Consider the following 20,343-nt stretch of genomic DNA (forward strand, 5'->3'; position numbering starts at 1 on the left):
AAAGCGACAATTCGTGAGCCGTTTGTTGTTTCAAAATTGTTAACAATTTTGTAAACTGCGGGCGGATAGAACGACCCGGTGGACGACGGGTATAAATTAAGAGGTCATGATGAGCACAGAAATCAAAACTCAGGTCGTAGTACTTGGGGCAGGCCCGGCAGGTTACTCCGCAGCGTTCCGCGCCGCGGATTTAGGTCTGGAAACCGTCATCGTAGAGCGTTACAGCACCCTTGGTGGTGTTTGTCTGAACGTCGGCTGTATCCCTTCTAAAGCGCTGCTGCACGTTGCTAAAGTTATCGAAGAAGCAAAAGCACTGGCCGAACACGGCATCGTTTTCGGTGAGCCGAAAACCGATATCGACAAAATTCGTACCTGGAAAGAGAAAGTTATCACTCAGCTGACCGGCGGCCTGGCGGGTATGGCCAAAGGCCGTAAAGTGAAAGTGGTAAACGGTCTGGGTAAATTCACCGGGGCTAACACCCTGGAAGTGGAAGGTGAAAACGGTAAAACCGTGATCAACTTCGACAACGCTATCATCGCGGCGGGTTCCCGTCCGATCGAGCTGCCGTTCATTCCTCATGAAGATCCACGCGTGTGGGATTCCACGGATGCGCTGGAGCTGAAATCCGTACCTAAACGCCTGCTGGTAATGGGCGGCGGTATCATCGGCCTGGAAATGGGCACCGTATACCATGCGCTGGGTTCAGACATTGACGTGGTTGAAATGTTCGACCAGGTTATCCCTGCCGCAGACAAAGACATCGTTAAAGTCTTCACCAAGCGCATCAGCAAGAAATTCAACCTGATGCTGGAAACCAAAGTGACTGCCGTTGAAGCGAAAGAAGACGGCATCTATGTTTCCATGGAAGGCAAAAAAGCCCCTGCAGAACCACAGCGATACGACGCGGTTCTGGTGGCTATCGGCCGCGTGCCGAACGGTAAAAACCTCGATGCAGGCAAAGCCGGCGTTGAAGTTGACGACCGTGGCTTTATCCGCGTTGACAAACAGCTGCGCACCAACGTGCCACACATCTTTGCTATCGGCGACATCGTCGGTCAGCCAATGCTGGCACACAAAGGTGTTCATGAAGGCCACGTTGCCGCAGAAGTTATCGCCGGGATGAAGCACTACTTCGATCCGAAAGTGATCCCATCTATCGCTTACACCGAGCCAGAAGTTGCATGGGTTGGTCTGACTGAGAAAGAAGCGAAAGAGAAAGGTATCAGCTACGAAACCGCCACCTTCCCGTGGGCTGCTTCTGGCCGTGCTATCGCTTCCGATTGCGCAGACGGTATGACCAAGCTTATCTTCGACAAAGAGACTCACCGCGTTATCGGTGGGGCGATTGTTGGGACCAACGGCGGCGAGCTGCTGGGCGAAATCGGTCTGGCTATCGAGATGGGTTGTGACGCAGAAGACATCGCGCTCACCATCCACGCTCACCCAACGCTGCACGAATCCGTTGGCCTGGCGGCTGAAGTCTTCGAAGGCAGCATCACCGACCTGCCAAACGCGAAAGCGAAGAAAAAGTAACTTTCAGCGTCTGATAAAGCGGCCCTTTGGGGCCGTTTTTTTTGTCCGTAAAAGGCCGCCCTTGCGAGCGGCCAGTAGCTTAATTGCCCAGGTTCAAAACGAACTGAACGGTAATGTCTGAAATATTCCAGCCACTTTGGCTCAGCGAAAGCAGTGAACCTAACAACAGAAGCAGCGCGTACAGCAAACGCATTTCCATTGCGTGTATACCCTTTGGGCTACGGCGATTCCTTCTTCACCGGGAAAGGCAGAATCAGGCAAGTGTTTGAGGCTTGCCACGTAGAGCGGTAGATCTGCTCCCATGCCCGGCGACTGGCTGCTACGCCAGCGAAGCAGGCCAAGAGTAACGTTACGGTAGATCGCTTGAACGCTGAATCATCATTTTTAATTTGCAGTAAGTTGCAGTTGTTTTTATAACGTTGTACGCAAAAGGTACAATTCATCTTGCCGTGATTCATTTTCAAATGCAGAATAGACAGCGTTTGGGGCTTGCCACAAAACATTTCCTTTCATCGTGTGCTACCACTTTGTCAGGGCAAACGAACCGCCGAAAGGCGGTTTTTTTGTGTCTGAGGATCATATCAAAAAGTAATCTATTCCCCCTTAACGATTCAGCAACGTTTTAATGTTGCTTTTTTGTAAACAGATTAACACCCCCTGAAAATCCTGCTATGCTGCCCGACGCGGTACCGGGCATTTACCCTACAAACTGCTGTCTCACAGGAGCGTGAAGAGAGAGATCCGGTGTCGCCAAATGACAATGAGAGCGAGGAGAACCGTCGTGCTAGAAGAATACCGTAAGCACGTAGCTGAACGTGCCGCAGAAGGGATTGTTCCAAAACCCTTAGATGCCACCCAAATGGCCGCACTGGTTGAGCTGCTGAAAACCCCACCAGCAGGTGAAGAAGCATTCCTGTTAGATCTGATTACTAACCGTGTACCGCCGGGCGTTGATGAAGCCGCCTACGTGAAAGCCGGTTTCCTTGCTGCCATTGCCAAAGGCGATGCCACTTCCCCGCTGATCTCCCCTGAAAAAGCCGTTGAACTGCTGGGCACCATGCAGGGTGGCTACAATATTCATCCGCTGATTGACGCGCTGGATAACGAAAAGCTGGCACCGATTGCCGCCAAAGCGCTGTCCCATACGCTGCTGATGTTTGATAACTTCTACGATGTAGAAGAGAAAGCCAAAGCGGGCAACACCTACGCTCAGCAAGTGCTGAAGTCCTGGTCCGAAGCCGAGTGGTTCCTGTCTCGCCCTAAACTGGCCGAGAAAATCACCGTTACCGTCTTTAAAGTCACCGGTGAAACCAACACCGATGACCTGTCCCCGGCTCCGGACGCATGGTCCCGCCCGGACATCCCGCTGCACGCCCTGGCGATGTTGAAAAACGCCCGCGAAGGCATTGAGCCGGATCAGGCTGGCGTAATTGGCCCTATCAAACAGATCGAAGCGCTGCAGAAAAAAGGTTTCCCTCTGGCCTACGTGGGCGACGTTGTAGGCACCGGTTCTTCCCGTAAATCTGCCACTAACTCCGTGCTGTGGTTCATGGGCGATGACATTCCGAATGTGCCAAACAAGCGCGGCGGTGGCGTTGTGCTGGGCGGCAAAATCGCCCCCATCTTCTTCAACACCATGGAAGATGCTGGCGCACTGCCGATCGAAGTTGACGTTAACGATCTGAATATGGGCGATGTGATCGACATTTACCCGTACAAAGGCGAAGTGCGTAACCACGAAACCAATGCGGTGATCGCCAACTTTGAATTGAAAACCGACGTGCTGCTGGATGAAGTCCGCGCCGGCGGCCGTATTCCGCTGATCATCGGCCGTGGCCTGACCACCAAAGCGCGCGAAGCACTGAGCTTGCCACATAGCGACGTATTTGTTCAGGCGAAAGACGTTGCCGCTAGCACCCGCGGTTACTCGCTGGCGCAGAAAATGGTTGGCCGCGCCTGTGGCGTGGAAGGTATTCGCCCTGGCGCTTACTGCGAACCGAAGATGACTTCCGTAGGTTCCCAGGACACCACCGGGCCGATGACCCGTGATGAGCTGAAAGACCTTGCCTGCCTTGGTTTTTCTGCGGATCTGGTGATGCAGTCCTTCTGTCACACCGCGGCCTATCCTAAGCCGGTGGACGTGACAACGCACCACACGCTGCCTGACTTCATCATGAACCGTGGCGGCGTGTCTCTGCGCCCGGGCGATGGCGTTATTCACTCATGGCTGAACCGCATGCTGCTACCGGATACCGTCGGCACCGGCGGTGACTCCCATACCCGTTTCCCAATCGGGATTTCCTTCCCGGCAGGTTCTGGTCTGGTGGCGTTTGCCGCGGCGACCGGCGTTATGCCGCTGGATATGCCTGAGTCCGTGCTGGTTCGCTTTAAAGGCGAAATGCAGCCGGGTATTACCCTGCGTGATTTGGTACACGCGATCCCGCTGTACGCGATCAAACAGGGTCTGCTGACCGTGGAGAAGAAAGGCAAGAAAAATATCTTCTCTGGCCGTATCCTGGAAATCGAAGGTCTGCCGACGCTGAAAGTTGAGCAGGCGTTTGAGCTGACCGATGCTTCCGCAGAGCGTTCTGCCGCAGGGTGCACCATTAAACTGGATCGCGAGCCGATCGAAGAGTACCTGAATTCCAACATCGTGCTGCTGAAGTGGATGATTGCCGAAGGTTACGGTGACCGTCGTACGCTTGAGCGCCGTATTCAGGGCATGGAAAAATGGCTGGCAGATCCGCAGTTGATGGAAGCCGACGCTGATGCAGAATATGCGGCAGTGATCGACATCGATCTGAACGATATCAAAGAGCCAATCCTCTGTGCGCCAAACGACCCGGACGATGCTCGTCTGCTGTCCGACGTGGCCGGGGAGAAGATCGACGAAGTGTTTATCGGTTCCTGCATGACCAACATCGGTCACTTCCGTGCGGCGGGTAAACTGCTGGACAGCCACAAAGGTCAGCTGCCAACTCGCCTGTGGGTGGCGCCGCCAACCCGTATGGACGCGGCTCAGCTGACGGAAGAAGGCTATTACAGCGTGTTCGGTAAGAGCGGAGCCCGTATCGAAATTCCAGGCTGCTCCCTGTGCATGGGTAACCAGGCTCGTGTGGCAGATGGCGCGACGGTCGTGTCGACTTCAACCCGTAACTTCCCGAACCGTTTGGGAACCGGCGCAAATGTCTTCCTGGCGTCTGCTGAGCTGGCGGCCGTGGCTTCCCTGTTGGGTAAACTGCCAACTCCTGACGAATATCAGACCTTCATGACTCAGGTTGATAAAACGGCGGTAGACACTTACCGTTACCTGAACTTTGACCAGCTGTCTCAGTACACCGAGAAAGCGGACGGCGTCATCTTCCAGACTGCCGTTTAAAGGCTAAATACCCTCACTCTGTGCTCTCTCTCCCTGTGGGAGAGGGCCGGAGTGAGGGCGCCAGACCACTCTGCGTTTCTCCTTTTTATTTCTCGTCCTTCTACTCGCCACGCTGTTTTCCCCTGACTTTGCTGCGATAATTAAGCCTATAGGCGTGGGTGAGGATTTCCCCCGCGATGTAGAGGAAACAGCGATGGACTATGAATTTCTGCGTGACATCACCGGTATGGTGAAGGTGCGTATGTCAATGGGGCACGAGGTTGTCGGCCACTGGTTTAATGAGGAAGTGAAGGGTAACCTGGCGCTTCTGGATGAAGTCGAGCAGGCCGTGCTTTCCGTGAAAGGCAGCGAGCGGCAGTGGCAGCGTGCCGGGCACGAATATACGCTGTGGCTGGACGAGGAGGAGGTCATCGTCCGCGCTAACCAGCTGGAAATTTCCGGGGATGAGATGGAAGAGGGAATGAGCTACTACGACGAAGAGAGCCTCTCTTTTTGCGGCGTAGAGGACTTCCTGCAGGTGGTACACGCTTACCGGGAATTCCTGCAGCAGCGTTAACGCGCTGGGGCTGATACCGCCCCCACGTTGTTTGGTCTTAGAGCCAATGACCGTGGTTTCACGGTCATTATTTCAGGCCAGGCGGGGAAAGCGTTATTTAACGTAGGCCAGCAGGCTTAAGGAATCGCGCGCCAGAGATTTGCATTTTGTTGCCGTGGGGATGGCAATACCGCTCAAATCTTTGTAGCTGTCTTCACCTAATGCTTTCATGTTCCAGCTATCGTAGTTGCTGAGATCCCATTGATTTTGTTGGGCAAAAAAGACCAGCGCGCGTCGGATCTGGCCGTTAGGGAGGTTTTGGTAGCCACAATCATTTTTTAAGAACACAAATACCGCAGTCAGATCGGCCATATCTTCTGCTTCAGACTCACTCAGCGCCAGGCTGCTGGTAGAAAAAGCCAGCAAAATGCCCAGTAATAACGCCCTAACTCCCATCTTCATCACGTCTACCACTTTTTCTCAGATACGAAACGTTAACACAGTTAAATGGGCGTCGACGATATTTATTATGAGCTTAAAACTTGACCTTACCGTTAGGGAAAGGTTTATGCTCGCCGACAAGTATGCCAACTAAAGGAACTGACTATGCATCGCCGTAATTTTCTAAAATATACCGCGGCGCTGGGGGCTTTCAGCGCGCTGCCACTCTGGAGCCGTGCCGCGCTGGCGGCCGATCGTCCGGCGTTGCCTATCCCACCTTTGCTTGCCCCGGATGCCAAAAATAGCATTCGCCTCACCGTAAACGCAGGAAAGAGCGTTTTTGCCGGGAAATCTGCCACGACATGGGGCTATAACGGTGCTTTGCTTGGCCCGGCGTTAAAGTTAACGCAAGGGGAAGCGGTCACGGTCGATATCCATAATAACCTGGCAGAAGAAACCACGCTGCACTGGCATGGGCTTGAGGTCGGCGGCGAAGTCGATGGCGGCCCGCAGGGCGTTATCGCCGCCGGTGCAAAACGCAGCGTCACCTTTACGCCGCAGCAGCGTGCGGCGACCTGTTGGTTCCACCCGCATCAGCATGGTAAAACCGGGCATCAGGTGGCCATGGGGCTTGGTGGCCTCGTATTGATTGAAGATAACGAAAGTGCCCAACTGATGCTGCCGAAGCAGTGGGGCATCGATGATATTCCGCTGATTATCCAGGATAAACGTTTCGGTAAGGACGGAGAAATTGACTACCAGCTGGACGTCATGAGCGCGGCCGTAGGCTGGTTTGGCGACACGCTGCTATGCAACGGCGCCGTTTATCCCCAGCACACCAATCCGCGCGGCTGGCTGCGCCTGCGTTTGCTTAACGGCTGTAATGCCCGCTCGTTGAACATTGCTGCCAGCGACAATCGCCCGCTCTATGTCATCGCCAGCGACGGCGGACTGCTGGCAGAGCCAGTCAAAGTCACGGAGCTGGAAATTCTGATGGGGGAACGGTTCGAGGTGCTGGTCGATACCCGTGACGGCAAGCCTTTTGATATTGTCACCCTGCCGGTGAAGCAAATGGGCATGACCGTGGCACCTTTCGACAAACCTGCCCCGGTGGTTCGCATTCAGCCGCTGATTATCGCAGCCTCTGGCACTTTGCCGGACAAACTGGTCAACGTACCTGCGCTCCCGTCGCTGGAAGGCGCAACTGAACGCTGGCTGCAACTGATGATGGATCCGATGCTCGACATGATGGGCATGCAGGCGCTGATGGATAAATATGGCATGCAGGCGATGGCGGGCATGTCGATGGACGGCCACGGTGATATGGGCGGTATGAGCCATGGCAGCATGAAGAACATGGACCACGGCAGCATGGGGAGGATGAATCACGGCGGTATGAGCCACGGCTTTGATTTCCACAATGCCAACAAAATCAACGGCAAAGCTTTCGATATGGCAACCCCGGCGTTTGCTGCACAAAAAGGGAAATACGAGAAGTGGACGATATCCGGGGAAGGCGACATGATGCTGCACCCTTTCCATATTCACGGCACCCAGTTCCGTATCCTGTCCGAAAACGGCAAACCGGTGGCGGCGCATCGTCAGGGCTGGAAAGACACGGTGAAGGTGGAAGGTGCGCGCAGCGAAGTGCTGGTGAAATTCGATCATGCTGCACCAAAGGAAGCGGCCTATATGGCGCACTGTCATCTGCTGGAGCATGAAGATACCGGAATGATGCTTGGTTTTACCGTCGCATAAAAGAAAGAGCGGGTGGCCTAAGCCACCCGCAATGTTTTATTTTGCGTCGTCCGGCAGAGCGTACGCCACAATATAATCCCCCATCTTCGTGCCGAAGGAACCGTGGCCACCTGCGGAAATCACCACATACTGCTTACCGTTCACTTCATACGTCATCGGCGTAGCCTGTCCACCGGCTGGCAGACGCGCTTCCCACAGCTGTTTCCCGTCACGCATATCAAACGCGCGCAGGTAGTTATCTGCGGTAGCACCAATGAACATCACGTTACCGGCGGTGGAGATCGGGCCACCCAGCATCGGCATCCCCATGCGGAATTTCATCGGAATACCGGTTGGGAACGGCATGCTGTCTTCCACGGTACCAATACGTTTCTTCCAAACGATTTCGTTGGTTTTCAGGTCAACGCCAGAGATGTAGCCCCAGGCCGGCTGTTTACACGGCAGGCCGAACGGCGACAGGAATGGGTTCAGCGTGACGCCATACGGCACGCCGTACTGCGGCTGAACGCCGGATTCAGTGCCTGAGCTTTTCGCATCTTTTGGTGGTTCCATTGGGTTACCCGGCCCGCGTGGAATCAGCTTAGACACGAACGGCAGCGCCATTGGGTTGGTCATCGCGACCTGATTATTTGGGTCAACGGAGATCCCGCCCCACTCGAACATGCCCAGGTTGCCCGGGAACACCAGCGTCCCCTTTTCGGAAGGCGGGGTAAAGATGCCTTCATAGCGCATGCTGTGGAACATCACGCGGCAGACCAACTGATCGAACATGGTCGCGCCCCACATATCCGCCCCGCTCAGATCTTTCTTCGGACGGAAGGTCAGCTCGGAGAATGGTTGGGTAGGGGAAACATGGTCGCCTTTGGCGGCACCCTGCGGAACAGGCTGCTCCGGGGCTGGCACCACTAATTTACCGTCGCGGCGGTCCAGAACAAAAATGTTGCCAGTTTTAGCCGGAGCGTACACCACCGGCACTTTGTTGCCGTTTTTGTCGGTGATATCCGCCAGCGTTGGCTGGGCAGGCATGTCCATATCCCACAGGTCGTGGTGGACGGTCTGATAGGACCAGGCCAGCTTACCGGTGGTGGCATTCAGCGCCACGATGCTGCTGGCGTAGCGTTCCTGCTCAGGCGTGCGGTTGCCGCCCCAGATGTCTGGCGTGGTCACGCCCATCGGCAGGTAAACCAGATCCAGTTTTGCATCATATGCCGCCGGAGCCCACGAGTTCGGCGAGTTCAGCGTGTAATGATGCTCGTCATCCGGGATAGCGTTTGGATCTTTCGCGCCAGGGTCAAACGCCCACAGCAGTTTACCGGTATTAACGTCAAAACCACGGATAACGCCGGAAGGCTCACGGGTAGAGAAGTTGTCGGTCACTGCCCCGGCAATCACAATCACCTTGTCGGTCACGATAGGCGGTGAAGTCGGCTCGTACATACCTGGCGTAGTCACCGGCTGGTTGGTCTGCAGGTTCAGAATACCTTTGTTTGCAAAGCTCTCACACAGCTTGCCGGTATCGGCGTTGAGCGCGAACAGGCGGCCATCGTTCACCGGCAGAAGGATGCGGCGAGGACAGTCGGCCACTACATCCGCAGGGGCGTTATCCGCGGTGGCTTCGTGGTAAGAAACGCCACGGCAGGTCACGTGCTGGAACGAAGGGTCGGTATTTAACTGAGGGTCAAATTTCCACTTTTCTTTCCCGGTGGAGGCATCCAGTGCGAACAGCTGCTGGTGGGCGGTACACAGGTAAAGCATATCGCGGATTTTGATCGGGGTGACTTCGTTGGTGATTTCACCCGGGTCGGTAGCACGCTTCACGTCGCCGGTCTGGAAACGCCAGGCTTCCTTCAACTGGCCCACGTTCTGCGTGGTGATCTGCTTGAGCGGAGAGAAACGCTGCCCTTCCTGATTGCGGCCATAAGCTGGCCAGTCGGCATCAGGAATGGAAGACTCAGCGGTAGCTGCGGCATTATCCAGATTCAGCGTGCCGTTGATCTCTTGCGGGTCGTTAAAGCCCGCCCAGACCAGCACAACGGCGGTAATCAGCAGGGAAACCACCAGCGATGCTGCCGCGCCGCTTGCTGGAATCACCAGGCGGCGATACACAAACGGCAGCAGAAGCCAGACGCCGAAGAACACCAGCACGTCGCAGCGCGGCGTCAGCGCCCAGAAGTCGAAGCCGACTTCCCAGACGCCCCAGGCCATCGTACACAGCAGCAGGGCCGCGTAGAGCCAAAGCGCGGAGGCTTTGCTCTTCCACAGCAGCCAGGCGACGCCGAGCATCACCAGGCCGGCGATCGGGTAATACCACGACCCGCCTATAGCCACTAACCATATCCCGCCAAAGAGTAAATAGAACCCGCAAAGTACAGCAAAGAGGGCCGAGAGGGTCACAAATAGTTGCGATCCGGTTTTATTTATTTTCACAATTATCACACTCATAAAGTTTTGATAGCATTTAATTATAGTTATTAACAAGTGTGATGGTTGTCACATTTATGGCTTTTTTTTGAAGTGGGGATGTGAAGGCGATTTGCTGGTATACTCCACGCCTCACTATTTTGTGTTGGCTGCAGGTGAACCAGCATTAAATGATTTGTTTTTAAATCATATGGTTAGAGATATGAAACATACTGTTGAAGTGATGATCCCGGAAGCGGAGATCAAAGCCCGTGTCGCTGAACTGGGTCGTCAAATCACCGAACACTATCGCGACAGCGGCAGTGACATGGTGCTGGTGGGTCTGCTGCGTGGTTCATTTATGTTTATGGCGGATCTGTGCCGTGAAGTTCAGGTTTCCCATGAAGTCGATTTTATGACCGCTTCAAGCTACGGCAGCGGCATGTCCACCACTCGCGACGTGAAGATCCTGAAAGATCTGGACGAAGATATCCGTGGGAAAGATGTGCTGATCGTGGAAGATATCATCGACTCCGGCAACACCCTGAGTAAAGTGCGCGAGATCCTGAGCCTGCGTGAACCAAAATCTCTGGCCATTTGTACGCTACTGGACAAGCCGACGCGCCGCGAAGTGAATGTTAACGTTGAATACGTTGGCTTCTCTATCCCAGACGAATTCGTCGTTGGCTACGGCATCGACTATGCCCAGCGCTATCGCCACCTGCCGTTCGTTGGCAAAGTGGTGATGCTGGACGAGTAATCAATCGTCGTAAGCTAACAAAAAAGGGCCTTAAAAGGCCCTTTTTGCTATCCACATTTCACGGAATTATTGCGAAGCTGCGCGATTCCGGTGGCTATGGTGGGTATTCTTCAGGTTGGCTATGCCGCTGCGGTAGCCCTGCTCGAGTGACTCGCGGCTGGTGGCCGTCACTTCAAGGTCGCGCAGGCGCCCGTCGTGAATACCGTAGACCCAGCCGTGAACCGTGACTTTCTGGCCGCGTTTCCAGGCAGACTGCATGATGGTGGAATGGCCGATGTTGTATACCTGCTCCATGACGTTCAATTCGCAGAGCGTGTCCATCCGCTGTTCCGGTGCCAGTTCCCCTAAGAGCGAACTATGCTTGAACCACAGGTCGCGAATGTGCAGCAGCCAGTTGTTAATTAGGCCCAGCTCCGGGTTTTCTACCGCAGCCTGAACGCCGCCGCAGCCGTAGTGACCGCAGATAATAATGTGCTCAACTTCAAGGACGTCTACAGCGTACTGCACAACGGAAAGGCAATTCAGATCGGTATGAACAACGAGGTTTGCCACGTTACGGTGAACAAAGAGTTCGCCTGGCTCCAGGCCGGTAAGTCGTTCGGCGGGAACACGGCTGTCGGAGCAGCCAATCCAGAGAAAGCGAGGTTTTTGTGCCTGGGCAAGTCTTTCGAAGAAACCGGGGTCTTCCTCAACCAGCATTTTTGACCAAAGTTCATTATTGCTGATAAGGGAATCAATGTCTTTCATGTGAGGTTAACGCCTGTCACCCGAGAAGTGCGATGGGGTAATATAGGGTAACTCAACGAATTTTCAAACAAGTACCGAATAAGGTAAGCGAATATCCATGACAATTGCATTGGAACTGGAACAGTTAACGAAAACCTATCCCGGTGGCGTCCAGGCGCTACGTGGCATAGATCTTCGCGTTGAAGCGGGTGATTTCTATGCGCTGCTCGGCCCTAACGGTGCGGGAAAATCCACCACTATCGGCATTATCAGTTCGTTGGTGAATAAAACCTCCGGCCGCGTGCGGGTGTTTGGCTACGATCTGCAAAAAGACGTGGTCAACGCCAAACGCCAGCTTGGCCTGGTTCCCCAGGAATTCAACTTCAACCCGTTTGAAACGGTGCAGCAGATCGTCGTGCACCAGGCTGGCTACTACGGCGTTGAGCGCAGCGAAGCGATAGCACGCAGCGAAAAGTATTTAAAACAGCTCGATCTGTGGGAAAAACGCAACGAACGTGCGCGGATGTTATCGGGAGGGATGAAGCGTCGCCTGATGATTGCCCGTGCGTTAATGCACGAACCTAAGTTGCTGATTCTGGACGAGCCTACTGCCGGCGTAGACATCGAGCTGCGCCGCTCTATGTGGGGCTTCCTGAAAGATCTCAACGACAAAGGCACTACCATTATTCTGACTACTCACTATCTGGAAGAAGCCGAAATGCTGTGCCGCAACATCGGCATTATCCAGCGTGGTGAATTGGTAGAGAACACCTCGATGAAATCGCTGCTTTCCAAGCTGAAATCAGAAACCTTCATCCTGGATCTGGCCCCTAAAAGTCCACTGCCTAAGCTCGACGGTTACCAGTATCGGCTGGTGGACACGTCCACGCTGGAAGTCGAAGTTTTGCGTGAACAGGGGATTAACAGCGTGTTCAGCCAGCTAAGCGCGCAGGGGATTCAGGTACAGAGTATGCGTAACAAAGCTAACCGTCTCGAAGAGTTGTTCGTGACGCTGGTAAACGGTAAACAAGGGGATCAGGCATGATGCAGCTGTACTGGGTGGCGCTGAAAAGCATCTGGACCAAAGAAGTTCACCGCTTCGCCCGTATCTGGATCCAGACCCTGGTTCCGCCGGTCATCACCATGACCCTGTATTTCATTATCTTTGGTAACCTGATTGGCTCGCGTATCGGCGAAATGCACGGCTTCACCTATATGCAGTTCATCGTGCCGGGCCTGATCATGATGGCGGTGATCACCAACGCCTACGCCAACGTCGCTTCCTCATTCTTCAGCGCGAAGTTCCAGCGCAATATCGAAGAGCTGCTGGTGGCACCTGTACCCACGCACGTGATCATCGCGGGCTATGTTGGTGGCGGCGTCGCGCGCGGTCTGTGCGTGGGGATCCTGGTCACGGCGGTGTCGCTGTTCTTCGTCCCGTTCCAGGTGCATTCATGGCTGTTCGTGGCGTTGACGCTGGTACTGACGGCTATTCTGTTCTCGCTGGCCGGTCTGCTGAACGCTGTCTTTGCCAAAACGTTCGATGATATCAGTCTGATCCCGACCTTCGTGCTGACGCCGCTGACCTATCTGGGTGGGGTGTTTTACTCCCTGACCCTGCTGCCTCCGTTCTGGCAGGCGCTCTCGCACCTGAACCCCATCGTCTACATGATTAGCGGCTTCCGTTTTGGTTTCCTGGGCATTACCGATGTGCCATTGGTGACCACCGTAGGTGTGCTGGCAATCTTTATCGTCGTGTTTTACTTGTTGTGCTGGTATCTCATCCAGCGCGGTCGCGGGCTCCGGACCTAATAGTTCCTGATTAAATCCCCCTCTTTAGGGGGATTTTCTTACGCCAAATTGATACGCATCAGGCTACTTATTCAGCGTTCTGGCACACTGTCGCTCCATAAACAGGAGAGACTTTATGCTTGGCTGGGTCATTGCCGGACACGACGACTACGCACAAAAGATACTGGATGCTCTCGAGCAGCGCTTTGGGCCGCAGCCTCAGTGCTGTGCGGTGAATTTCTGGCACGGGTTAAGCACCAATATGCTGAGCCGGATGATGTGCGATGCTCTTCACCACTGCGATTCGGGCGACGGCGTTATCTTTCTGACCGATCTCACCGGGGCGGAACCTTACCGGGCAGCGGCATTGATGAACCATAAGCATGAGCATTGCGAAGTTATCGCCGGGGTAACGCTGCCGCTGCTTTTAGCGATGCGTGAGCAGCGGGAAAATATCTCCAGCGAAGCCTTTCGGCAGCTTATTGTGGAACAGGGCGGGGAGGCGGTGACCAGCCTTTGGCATCAGCAGCAAAAGAACCCGCCGTTTGTATTGCTGCACAATTATTAAGGGTATGTATCTATTGAGGTTGGTATTCCTCTGTCTTTTGCTAAACTAATGACTTCCTTCCGTCTTTCCGACAAAAACTGACTAATTTGCCATGTTAACTCGCCTTGTTTATTGCGTCATGCTGGTCATCAGCATCGGAACTGCTCAGGCTAGCCTGCTCAGTAGCCATGACACTCCCGCCCAATATATGCAAACCACCGAAGATGCCGATATCTGGGCGCAGGTGGGTGATAATGTGATTTCCGTCGGCCGTATCGGCCAGGGGCAAATCCTGGCGGTGGTGCCGACGGCCGCAGATTACTACGAGTTTAATTTCGGCTTCGGTACCGGGTTTATCGACAAGGCGCATCTTGGCCCGGTAAAAGGCAAGCAGCGAGTGGAAGACCGGCTGGGGGATCTCAACAATCCGTTGAGTAACCAAAACTTGATCACCTTCCGCGACGTGGCTATCTATAGCGAGCCGGCCACCTCGTCAGCGGTGTTCGGCACGCTGGCAGATAACCTGCGTTACCCAATCATCGGCAAGCTCAAAGATCGCCTGAACCAGACCTGGTACCAAATTCGCATTGGCAATCGCCTGGGCTACATCAGCAGCCTGGACGCGCAGCCGGATAACGGCATTCCGGTTCTGACCTATCACCACATTCTGCGTGATGAGGAAAATACGCGTTTCCGCCATACGTCGACGACCACCTCGGTGGTTGCGTTCAGCAACCAGATGACCTGGCTGCGTGACATGGGCTACACCACGCTGACGATGTATCAGCTGGAAGGTTATCTGCGTAACCGTATGAATCTCCCGGCTCGCTCGGTGGTGATAACCTTTGATGACGGGTTGAAATCAGTCTACCGCTACGCGTTCCCGATTCTGAAACAGTACGGCTTTAAAGCGACGGCTTACATTATCTCGTCGCGCATTAAGCGTCATCCACAGCCGTGGAATCCAAAGTCTCTGCAGTTTATGAGTATTTCTGAGCTGGAGGCGATTCAAAGCGTGTTCGATATTCAGTCGCACACGCATTTCCTGCATCGCGTGGATAACTACCGCCGCCCGATTCTTCTGAGCCGTAGCTACCACAATATCCTGTTTGATTTTGAGCACTCGCGCCGTGCGCTGTCGCAGTTCAATCCGCACGTGCTTTATCTCTCTTATCCGTTTGGCGGCTATAACGATATTGCGGTAAAAGCGGCGAACGATGCAGGATTCCATATGGCGGTAACCACGGTGCGTGGGAAGGTGAAACCGGGCGACAACCCGTTCTTGCTGAAGCGGCTTTATATTATGAGGACGGATTCTCTGGAGACGATGTCGAGGACGATTACCAATCAGCCTGAATCGTGAGTACGTGAGCTAAACTGGGGTTGTTCGATCCCTCTCCCGCGTGGGGAGAGGGTTAGGGCGAGGGCGGTTGTTACGCGACCTGAACCGGCACGGCTTTTGCGAGACGCTTCATCTCATTCTCACCGTCAAAGTAGGCCACTTTTGGCTGCCAGCTGCGCGCCTGCTCATCTGGCATAGTAACGTAGCTGGCGATAATCAGGATGTCACCGACGTCGGCGCAGTGTGCCGCCGCACCGTTAACGGAGATGATTTTAGAGCCACGTTCACCGGCGATAGCGTAGGTAGAAAAACGCTTCCCGTTGGTGACGTTGTAGATGTCGATGGCTTCATATTCCAGAATGCCTGCCGCCTCAAGGAAGTCCTGATCGATGGCGCAGGAGCCTTCGTAATGCAAGTCCGCCTGAGTCACTTTGACGCGGTGTAACTTGCCTTGCAGCATGGTGCGAATCATAAACTTGAACCTTTGTTACTGGGCTTAAAAAGCGCGGATATCACCCGCGCCGTGGATATTCGAGGCAGTATTGCCCTTTTTATTTAGGCTGTCTACTGCGCCAGATCGACGGTGACGTTATCAATCAGTCGGGCCTGACCGAGCCAGGCCGCCATCAGGATCACCGCACGTTTGCTTTCCGCTGACAGCTCCAGCAAAGTGTCCGCATCGCGGATTTGCAGGTCATCAGAACGGAAACCTTTTTCGTTCAGTTCTGTGGCCGCGAGGATCAGCATCTCTTCGGTATCACGGTCGCCTCCGCTCAGTTTTTCCGCCAGGCCGTTCATGACCTTGCTCAATCCCGGGGCGATTTTACGCTGCTCTGCAGTCAGGTAGCCATTACGTGAGCTGAGCGCCAGGCCGTCTTTAGCGCGCACGGTTGGTACGCCAATAATCTCAATGTCGTAGCCCATATCGGCGACCATTTTGCGGATCAGCGCTAGCTGCTGATAATCCTTTTGGCCAAAGCAGGCAACGTCGGGCTGAACGAGGTTGAACAGTTTGCTGACAATGGTGGAAACACCACGGAAATGCCCTGGGCGGCTGGCGCCTTCCAGCATGGTGGAGATGCCCGGCACATCCACAAATGTCTGTGTGTCGAGGCCCTGAGGGTAAACGTCAACCGGCGCCGGGGCAAAGACCATATCCACCTTGCGGCGGTTCAGCTTTTCGCAATCTTCCTGCAGGGTGCGCGGGTAGCGGGCTAAGTCGTCCGGTCTGTCAAACTGCATCGGGTTCACGAAAATACTGACCACGACCACATCAGCCACGGCTTTGGCTTCTTCCACCAGCGTCATGTGCCCATCGTGCAGGTTGCCCATGGTCGGCACCAGGGCGATGCGTTTTCCTTCCTGGCGCCAGCGGCGAATCTGCTGACGCAGCAGCGGTAACGTTTCGATAATCAGCACAACCTATCTCCTGTCAGTAAAAACTGTGTTCGTTGCCCGGATAACTGCCGGATTCGACTTCACTAATGTACTGGCGCACCGCGGTGCGAATATCGGCGGTCTCAGCAAGGAAATTCTTCGCAAACTTAGGAATATGGCCGCCGGTAATCCCAAAGGCATCATGCATCACCAGAATCTGCCCGTCCGTGACGTTGCCCGCGCCAATGCCAATCACCGGGATAGAAAGCGCTTCGGTTACGCGTTTAGCCAGCTCAACGGGAACGCACTCCAGCACCAGCAGCTGGGCGCCAGCGGCTTCCAGCGCCAGAGCGTCATCCAGCAGCGTTTGCGCGGCCTGTTCGTCGCGGCCCTGAACTTTATACCCGCCAAAAATATTGACCGACTGCGGCGTTAATCCCAAATGACCACAAACCGGAACGGCGCGCTCCGTCAGCATTTTCACCGTGTCAGCCAGCCAGCGGCCGCCTTCGATTTTCACCATGTTAGCCCCGGCACGCATTACCTCTGCGGAGTTGGCAAACGCCTGCTCCGGCATGGCGTAGGCCATAAACGGCAGGTCAGCCAGCAGCAGGCAGTTTGGTGCACCGCGGCGAACCGCACGAGTGTGGTAGGCAATGTCTGCCACCGTGACCGGCAGCGTAGAGTCGTGGCCCTGAACCGTCATGCCCAGCGAATCGCCAACCAGCAAAACGCCGACGCCTTCGTCAGCAAACAGCTTAGCGAAGCTAAAGTCATAGGCGGTAAGGGTGGCGAATTTCTTTTTATCCTGCTTGAGCTTACGCAGGGTGGAGGTGGTAGTGGGTTTCATCATCATCCCCGGAGAAAGGTTAGAACAGGATACGGGCGCGCTGTTTACCAGCGGGTGATGCCCTCCTGGGAGAGGCTAGCCAGTATCGCGGCAACAGACTGCCCGTCGGGAAAGCGGCATTCCGGTGCTATTTCCAGCAGAGGAACCAGCATAAACGCGCGGTTCTTCATGTCGTAATGAGGCACAGTCAGGCGTTCGGTGTGCATCACCTCATCGCCAAACAGCATAAGATCGAGATCTAACGTCCGCGGCCCCCAGCGCTCTGCTTTGCGCACGCGGCCATGCTCCAGTTCAATACGTTGGGTATGGTCCAGAAGGGCTTCGGCAGACAGGTCGGTGTCCAGCACCACGGCAGCATTCAGATAATCTGGCTGATCCTGCGGGCCGAGCGGGGGGGTGCGGTAAAACGAAGAAGTGGCCACCATTCGGCTTTGTGGAATGGCGGCCAGGGCGTCAAGGGCAGATGAAACCTGCTCCAGCGGCGACGCCTGGTTACTGCCCAGCGCGATATACGCGAGGGTCATGAATTACCTTCGCGACGTGGCGCGCGTTTGCGTGGGCGACGCGTGCGGCGGCGAGCTGCAGGCTCATCGCCAAGGTCGTTCAGCATATCTTTTTGCATTGGCGGCGCAGCGACCTGGAACTCGCCCCACCATTTGGTCAGACGCAGCAGTTCCTGGTTGTTCTCGACTTCCGCGCGCAGCGCCAGCAGGTCGTAAGACGCCCGGAATTTAGGATGCTCCATCAGCTTCCAGGCGCGTTTACCCTGGCGGCGGGACAGACGAAGCTGCAGGCCCCAGATATCGCGCACCAGCGTAGTAATGCGTTTTGGAATCGCCAGCGCACGGCAGGCTTCATCCAGCACTTCATTCATTGCCAGCGCAAAGGCGTCGTAGTAGGCGAGGCCGCTTTCCTGGGCAATCTTTTGCGCCATTTCCAGCTGTGGATACCAGAACATCGCCGCAAACAGGAACGCCGGATTTACGCGCATATCGTTATGAATGCGGGTATCGGTGTTTTTCAGCACCAGCGCAATAATGCGTTCCATCGGGCTGTCGCCCTGCTCGGTGAAATAGCGGGTGATGATCGGGAACAACGGCTGGAAGAGCTGATATTCACGCAGCAGTTGGTAGGTTTCAAACCCGTATCCGGCCTGCAGAAGTTTGAGCGATTCTTCAAAGAGACGCGCCGGGGGCACATCGTTCAGCAGCGTGGCAAGGCGAGGAATCGGCTCGCCGGTTTCCGGGCTGATGGTCATATTCAGCTTGGCGGCAAAGCGCACGGCGCGCAGCATTCGCACCGGATCTTCGCGGTAACGCGTTTCCGGGTCGCCAATCAGGCGAATAATGCCTTTATTCAGATCGTTCAGGCCGCCGACGTAATCCCGCACGGAGAAATCGGCAACGCTGTAGTAAAGACTGTTGATAGTGAAGTCGCGGCGTTGAGCATCTTCTTCGATAGAACCAAAGATGTTATCACGCAGCAGCATGCCGTTCTGGCCACGCTGCGAGGTCTGACGGTCGGCAGACTGCTGCTCTTCATGATGGCCGCGGAAGGTGGCCACTTCGATGATTTCAGGCCCGAACATCACGTGAGCCAGGCGGAAACGGCGGCCAACCAGGCGGCAGTTACGGAACAGTTTGCGAACTTGTTCTGGCGTCGCGCTGGTGGTGACGTCGAAATCTTTCGGTTTTTTGCCCAGCAGCAGGTCGCGGACGCCGCCGCCGACGAGGTAAGCCTCGTAGCCTGCTTTGTTTAAACGGTAGAGTACCTTGAGGGCATTTTCACTGATATCTTTGCGGGAAATAGCGTGCTGATCGCGCGGGATAACAGTAATGTGCGGGAGAGTTTCGGTCTCCTCGACCACGACGTCATCGCGGTTAAGCACCTTGCGGCAAAAATTAGCGACTCGGGTAAAAATAGTCCACCTCGGCAGTGTCAATCATAGGGACAAAAAAAACAGCGGCTAATCATAGCTCAGTGTGGCGCATTTGAGAATGATGTATTCACCGGCACACTATTAAGCGACCAGTTCATTACGGCTTGCTCCAGCAGCCTTTCCAGCGTCAGATCTTGCCAGCCGTCCGCTACTTGTTGATTTAAAAAGCGCAACGCTTCCACCAGCAGCGGGCGAGGATCGCCCTGCGGCAGCGCGGGCGCGTGATTCTGCTTCGAAAGCTTAGAGCCCTGCTCGTTGAGCGCCAGTGGCAGATGAATATAGCCGGGAGCGGGCCAGCCAAACTGCTGATATAGCGAGATTTGCCGTACCGTCGGCTCTATCAAATCTGCACCGCGCACGATCTCCGTCACGCCCTGGAAGTGGTCATCCACCACGACAGCAAGATTATAGGCGAACAGACCATCACGACGGTGAATGATGAAATCTTCCCGCGCCAAAGACTCATCGGCATGCAATTGCCCGCGCAGGCCGTCCTGGAAGCTCAGCACCGGGTTGTTTTGCACCAGGCGCATTGCGGCGTTTTGTGGCCCGTTGCCAAGGGTTCTGCAATGCCCATCGTAGAAACCGCCGATCTGCTGAATACGGCTGCGAGTGCAGGTGCAGTAATAGCTCAGCCCTTGCTGCCGGAGCCAGTTCAGCGCGGCGCGATAGGCCTCATGGCGGTGGGATTGCCATAGCACATCGCCATCCCAGTGCAGGCCGTAATGCTCAAGCTGTTTGAGGATGGTGTCGGCGGCGCCGGGAACTTCGCGAGGAGGATCGATATCTTCGATGCGTACCAGCCAGCGACCCTGTTGAGCGCGAGCCTGAAGGTAGCTGCCAAGAGCGGCAATGAGTGAGCCAAAATGCAGTTCCCCGGAAGGTGAGGGGGCAAAACGGCCAATGTAGAGTTGAGCTGACATTTTTTGGGGTGCAATAAAGTAATATGGCGGGAGAGTCTCCC

The 20,343-nt window shown here is 55.0% G+C and carries 18 protein-coding genes; 9 read left to right on the forward strand and 9 right to left on the reverse strand.

The genetic code is table 11. From position 1 onward, the window contains the following. Positions 1-109: 109 nt before the first annotated feature. The 3 genes from lpdA (at position 110) to yacL (ending at position 5,469) form a co-directional block, all read left to right on the forward strand. Positions 110-1,534: a dihydrolipoyl dehydrogenase gene (gene lpdA / locus A936_RS22290; RefSeq protein WP_008461828.1), complete on the forward strand. Its 1,425-nt coding sequence runs from the start codon at positions 110-112 to the stop codon at positions 1,532-1,534. A 781-nt stretch (positions 1,535-2,315) separates the two neighbouring features. After that, on the forward strand, positions 2,316-4,913 hold the full coding sequence (acnB, locus tag A936_RS22295; RefSeq protein WP_008461831.1) for a bifunctional aconitate hydratase 2/2-methylisocitrate dehydratase: 2,598 nt from the start codon (positions 2,316-2,318) through the stop codon (positions 4,911-4,913). A gap of 193 nt (positions 4,914-5,106) precedes the next feature. Beyond that, positions 5,107-5,469, forward strand: coding sequence for a protein YacL (yacL, locus tag A936_RS22300; RefSeq protein ID WP_008461832.1), 363 nt, complete (start codon positions 5,107-5,109; stop codon positions 5,467-5,469). 93 nt (positions 5,470-5,562) lie between these two features. Here the strand turns inward: yacL and A936_RS22305 are convergent, their stop codons facing one another. Next, positions 5,563-5,910: a YacC family pilotin-like protein gene (locus A936_RS22305; RefSeq protein WP_008461833.1), complete on the reverse strand. Its 348-nt coding sequence runs from the start codon at positions 5,908-5,910 to the stop codon at positions 5,563-5,565. Between the two features lie 144 nt (positions 5,911-6,054). Here A936_RS22305 and cueO point away from each other — a divergent pair, with 144 nt between their 5' ends. Then, positions 6,055-7,647 carry a multicopper oxidase CueO gene (gene cueO / locus A936_RS22310; protein ID WP_008461834.1) on the forward strand — a complete coding sequence of 531 codons (1,593 nt, stop codon included), beginning with the start codon at positions 6,055-6,057 and terminating at the stop codon, positions 7,645-7,647. Between the two features lie 36 nt (positions 7,648-7,683). Here the strand turns inward: cueO and A936_RS22315 are convergent, their stop codons facing one another. Then, a complete protein-coding gene (locus A936_RS22315) occupies positions 7,684-10,089 on the reverse strand; it encodes a glucose/quinate/shikimate family membrane-bound PQQ-dependent dehydrogenase (RefSeq protein ID WP_052154820.1) in 2,406 nt (801 codons plus the stop codon). Positions 10,090-10,270: 181 nt separating this feature from the next. Here A936_RS22315 and hpt point away from each other — a divergent pair, with 181 nt between their 5' ends. Continuing rightward, on the forward strand, positions 10,271-10,807 hold the full coding sequence (gene hpt, locus A936_RS22320; RefSeq protein WP_008461837.1) for a hypoxanthine phosphoribosyltransferase: 537 nt from the start codon (positions 10,271-10,273) through the stop codon (positions 10,805-10,807). A gap of 66 nt (positions 10,808-10,873) precedes the next feature. On the opposite strand, the gene can is transcribed toward hpt, so the two are convergent. After that, on the reverse strand, positions 10,874-11,554 hold the full coding sequence (gene can, locus A936_RS22325) for a carbonate dehydratase (RefSeq protein ID WP_008461838.1): 681 nt from the start codon (positions 11,552-11,554) through the stop codon (positions 10,874-10,876). A gap of 97 nt (positions 11,555-11,651) precedes the next feature. On the opposite strand from can, the gene A936_RS22330 reads away from it, so the two are divergent. The 4 genes from A936_RS22330 to A936_RS22345 all read left to right on the forward strand — a co-directional run bounded on the left by A936_RS22330 (position 11,652) and on the right by A936_RS22345 (position 15,234). Next, positions 11,652-12,578 (forward strand): ABC transporter ATP-binding protein, encoded by a 927-nt coding sequence (locus A936_RS22330; RefSeq protein WP_008461839.1) that lies wholly within the window; start codon positions 11,652-11,654, stop codon positions 12,576-12,578. Next, positions 12,575-13,345 (forward strand): ABC transporter permease, encoded by a 771-nt coding sequence (locus A936_RS22335; protein WP_008461840.1) that lies wholly within the window; start codon positions 12,575-12,577, stop codon positions 13,343-13,345. Before A936_RS22330 ends, A936_RS22335 begins: the two co-directional genes overlap by 4 nt. Positions 13,346-13,460: 115 nt before the next feature. Next, positions 13,461-13,892, forward strand: a complete 432-nt coding sequence (locus A936_RS22340; RefSeq protein WP_008461841.1) for a PTS sugar transporter subunit IIA — start codon at positions 13,461-13,463, stop codon at positions 13,890-13,892. A 91-nt stretch (positions 13,893-13,983) separates the two neighbouring features. After that, positions 13,984-15,234, forward strand: coding sequence for a polysaccharide deacetylase family protein (locus A936_RS22345; RefSeq protein WP_008461844.1), 1,251 nt, complete (start codon positions 13,984-13,986; stop codon positions 15,232-15,234). 70 nt (positions 15,235-15,304) lie between these two features. On the opposite strand, the gene panD is transcribed toward A936_RS22345, so the two are convergent. From panD to gluQRS, 6 genes are all read right to left on the reverse strand, one after another. Next, on the reverse strand, positions 15,305-15,685 hold the full coding sequence (gene panD, locus A936_RS22350) for an aspartate 1-decarboxylase (protein ID WP_008461846.1): 381 nt from the start codon (positions 15,683-15,685) through the stop codon (positions 15,305-15,307). A 92-nt stretch (positions 15,686-15,777) separates the two neighbouring features. Then, positions 15,778-16,632 carry a pantoate--beta-alanine ligase gene (gene panC, locus A936_RS22355; protein ID WP_008461848.1) on the reverse strand — a complete coding sequence of 285 codons (855 nt, stop codon included), beginning with the start codon at positions 16,630-16,632 and terminating at the stop codon, positions 15,778-15,780. 13 nt (positions 16,633-16,645) lie between these two features. Further along, positions 16,646-17,440: a 3-methyl-2-oxobutanoate hydroxymethyltransferase gene (gene panB / locus A936_RS22360; protein ID WP_008461851.1), complete on the reverse strand. Its 795-nt coding sequence runs from the start codon at positions 17,438-17,440 to the stop codon at positions 16,646-16,648. Positions 17,441-17,484: 44 nt separating this feature from the next. After that, positions 17,485-17,964: a 2-amino-4-hydroxy-6-hydroxymethyldihydropteridine diphosphokinase gene (gene folK, locus A936_RS22365; RefSeq protein ID WP_008461854.1), complete on the reverse strand. Its 480-nt coding sequence runs from the start codon at positions 17,962-17,964 to the stop codon at positions 17,485-17,487. After that, positions 17,961-19,361 (reverse strand): polynucleotide adenylyltransferase PcnB, encoded by a 1,401-nt coding sequence (gene pcnB / locus A936_RS22370; protein WP_213715251.1) that lies wholly within the window; start codon positions 19,359-19,361, stop codon positions 17,961-17,963. The genes folK and pcnB overlap by 4 nt, the downstream gene beginning before the upstream one ends. Positions 19,362-19,417: 56 nt before the next feature. Further along, positions 19,418-20,302, reverse strand: a complete 885-nt coding sequence (gene gluQRS, locus A936_RS22375; RefSeq protein ID WP_034810183.1) for a tRNA glutamyl-Q(34) synthetase GluQRS — start codon at positions 20,300-20,302, stop codon at positions 19,418-19,420. Positions 20,303-20,343: the final 41 nt, after the last annotated feature.

It is taken from the genome of Enterobacter sp. Ag1 (genome assembly GCA_000277545.1).
Lineage (GTDB): Bacteria > Pseudomonadota > Gammaproteobacteria > Enterobacterales > Enterobacteriaceae > Cedecea.